This window comes from Cellulophaga sp. (assembly GCF_039943695.1).
Lineage (GTDB): Bacteria > Bacteroidota > Bacteroidia > Flavobacteriales > Flavobacteriaceae > Cellulophaga.
Genome location: NZ_JBDVAA010000022.1, coordinates 1 through 3,161 on the forward strand (window position 1 = coordinate 1; position 3,161 = coordinate 3,161).

General features: G+C 29.7%; 3 protein-coding genes. 2 read left to right on the forward strand and 1 reads right to left on the reverse strand.

Features of this window, described 5'->3' with window-relative positions; genetic code table 11:
* Window positions 1-721: hypothetical protein (locus ABJD66_RS01965; protein WP_348127597.1), on the reverse strand; the 721-nt coding region annotated here is incomplete at its 3' end.
* A gap of 189 nt (window positions 722-910) precedes the next feature.
* Here ABJD66_RS01965 and ABJD66_RS01970 point away from each other — a divergent pair.
* Together ABJD66_RS01970 and ABJD66_RS01975 are read left to right on the forward strand one after the other, a co-directional pair.
* Window positions 911-1,660 carry a glycosyltransferase gene (locus ABJD66_RS01970; RefSeq protein WP_303542715.1) on the forward strand — a complete coding sequence of 250 codons (750 nt, stop codon included), beginning with the start codon at window positions 911-913 and terminating at the stop codon, window positions 1,658-1,660.
* A gap of 12 nt (window positions 1,661-1,672) precedes the next feature.
* Entirely contained in the window at window positions 1,673-3,094 is a 1,422-nt protein-coding gene (locus ABJD66_RS01975; RefSeq protein ID WP_348127600.1) for a glycosyltransferase family 39 protein, read from the forward strand.
* Window positions 3,095-3,161 lie beyond the last annotated feature (67 nt).

Sequence of the window (3,161 nt, forward strand, 5' to 3'; positions counted from 1 at the left end):
CTCTAACACGTAAGTAAAAGTTAGCGTAATTTGTATGTATTTTAAAATTAACATTAGAATTACTCTGCGTAGTGCTTTCTAGAGTTATGCGCTCTGCAAGAATATTATACTTAGTTATTAATGAGTTTTGTATGGCAAATAAACTTGTAGCTGTACTAGATATTGTAACTTTAGAATCTACGTTTAAAAGTAAAATATTAGATATTTTTTCTAGAAAAGCTTCTCCTGTAGCACTTACTTTGGCTTTTGAGGCATCTAAGATATTTTGTTCTGTCTCTGTAATTACTACTTCACCATTAGTCACGGCAATTTTTGCATTTTCTCCTAAAGACTGCTTGGCATTAGTTAGTATAACTATTGCTGTAGAATCATTTTTACTAAAAGTATCTTCAATAATAGAAAGCTGAGATTCTTTAGACTTTAAGGCTTCTAAAGTTTTAGCCATATTTTTAGAATTTTGACTAGATACTTGTGTAAAGTTCTTAAGGTTAGTAAGTAATGATTTGTTTGCATTTTGCAATTCTGTTGCTTGGCTTTTGTATAAATCAGCTTCTGCAACGCTAACTTTAGCTATTTTTTTTGCTTCGGCTAAAGCAATATTAGTCTGTGCAATACTATCTTTCAAGGTTTCAACTTGTTCTATTAAGTCGCTCTTTTTTTGTGCGATAGTGGTAATTGTAAAACATAAAAATAGTAGGGTAGATAGGGTAATTTTTTTCATAAAACATATAAGATTTAAGAGACAAATTTAAACATTTAATTAAGGTGACAAATTAATTTTATGAAGTTGCTTTTTTTCAATTAAAATAGACTCTTTATACTTTAATATTAACTTAAAGATGTACCGTAATAATGACTGTCATATTGTTTTTTAATATCTTGCAGCCCAAAATTAATTAGTTTGCAGCAAATGTCTTATACTACATGTGTAGTAATACCCTGTTATAATGAAGTTAAAGAACTTAAAAATAGAGTTTATGATGGTTTTTTAAAAGAAAATACAGATACACTTATTTGTTTTGTAGATGATGGCTCCACAGATGGTACATACTCACAGCTAAAATCGTTAGAAGCACAATACCCTAATAAAGTTGTTGTTTACAAAAATCCAAAAAATGCAGGAAAAGCAGAGTCTGTAAGGAACGGAGTAAACTTTGTTTGCACTAATTACAATATAAACCTTGTTGGTTATTTAGATGCAGATTTGGCAACATCTTTAGAAGAGTTTACTTCATTAACAAACTATGTAGACCAAAATGTTTCTTTTGTTTTTGGATCTAGAATTATGAAGCTAGGTTCTACAATAGAGCGTAAAACGTCTCGTTTTTTTATTGGAAGATTTATAGCTACTGTAATTTCTATTATATTAGATTTAAAAGTTTACGATACACAATGTGGTTGTAAACTATTTAAGAAAGAATTGGCTATAGAAGTTTTTAATAAACCTTTTGTTTCTCGTTGGCTTTTTGATGTAGAAATTTTTAACAGAATTGTAGTGCTTTATGGTAAAGAAAAAGCATTAGAAAAAATGTTAGAAATTCCACTTAAACGTTGGGTAGATCAAGGAGATTCTAAAGTAAAAACATCTTACTTTTTTCAGCTTTGGTTAGACTTATATAAAATTAATAAAATTTGTAAACAAAGTGCTAATGCACAATAATAACAGTATAAAATGACTGATAAAAAAACTACCATTAATTATATGTTGATAGCCGTTTTGTCTATCGTTGTATTTAGGTTTATTATTACCGGAGCCATACCATTACTAGATAAAACAGAAGCTCGTTATGCAGAAATATCTAGGTTAATGCAAGAAACAGGGGAGTGGGTTGTTTTACAAATTGATTATAATGAACCCTTTTGGGCAAAACCACCATTATCTACTTGGATGTCTGCAATGAGTTTTCAACTTTTTGGTGTAAATGAATTAACTGCAAGGCTACCTTCGTTTTTATTAGGTGTGGCAATGTTATTTATATTAGGATATTTTGTTAAAAAAACAAAAGTATCTCCGTTACTCCCAGCTTTAGTTTTAGTTACAACTCCAGAATTTTTAATACATATGGGGGTAGTGTCTACAGATTCTGCTTTGTGTTTTAGTGTAATGTTAATTATGCTATCATTCTGGAAAAGTATTACATCAGATAAAAAAACAATTTGGAACTATCTATTTTTTGTTGGCTTAGGTTTAGGGTTTTTAGCTAAAGGGCCTTTAGTTTTGGTGTTAACGGGAGCTCCAGTATTTTTTTGGTTGTTGTTAGACCGTAAAACATTTTTTTATAACCTAGGCAAATTACCTTGGATAGTTGGTTTACTAATAACTGTAGTAATTGCTTTACCTTGGTATTTGTTAACAGAACAAAGATCACCAGGCTTTATAGATTATTTTATAGTAGGTGAACATTTTAATAGGTTTTTAAAACCAGGATGGAGTGGTGATTTATATGGTCAGCCAAAAACACAACCATTAGGTTTAATTTGGGTATTTATGTTGTCTTTTTGTTTGCCTTGGTTTTATATTGTAATAGCAAAAATAGTAAAGCTTAAAAAGCGTATTTTAGATGATAAATACACAGCTTTTTTATTGTTTTGGTTGTTGTGGACACCAATTTTCTTCACTATTTCTAAAAACATTTTGCATACTTATATTTTACCATCTACAATACCTTTGGCATTATTAATAGCGCATTGGTGGCCAGAGTACAAGCATAAAAGAAGGGCTTTAATTGCGTGCTCTATATTTCCTATTTTAGTTTTTATAGCAGGTGCAGGACTTTTGGTTACAGACCAGTGGAAAGTATATATGAACTCTGATAAGTTACTTATAGCAAAATCAGAAGAATTAAAAATTGATAAGAACCCGCCTATTTTGTACCTTGACTCTAAAACCTATTCTAGTCAGTTTTACAATAAGGGTAATGTTATAGATACTAGAGAAGAACCTGCTAAAATAGATTCTATTTTAGAGGCTTGTGATAAACTTTATATTTTACTGGATAAAAGAGAGTTTTACCTTTTACCTAAAAAGTATGTAAGTAAATTGCAGGTAATAGATACAACAAAAAAAGCACGTCTTTATTTGTACAATAAATGAGTGCTTTTACCATTATAATTTTAAAAAGGGAGCCTATTTTTTAGGCTCGCTTTTCATACATTCTTTT

What these genes read in the sequence shown, in the direction of transcription:
- ABJD66_RS01970 (WP_303542715.1), top strand. Translation starts at nt 911, where the DNA reads ATGTCTTATACTACATGTGTAGTAATACCCTGTTATAATGAAGTTAAA.
- ABJD66_RS01975 (WP_348127600.1), top strand. Translation starts at nt 1,673, where the DNA reads ATGACTGATAAAAAAACTACCATTAATTATATGTTGATAGCCGTTTTG.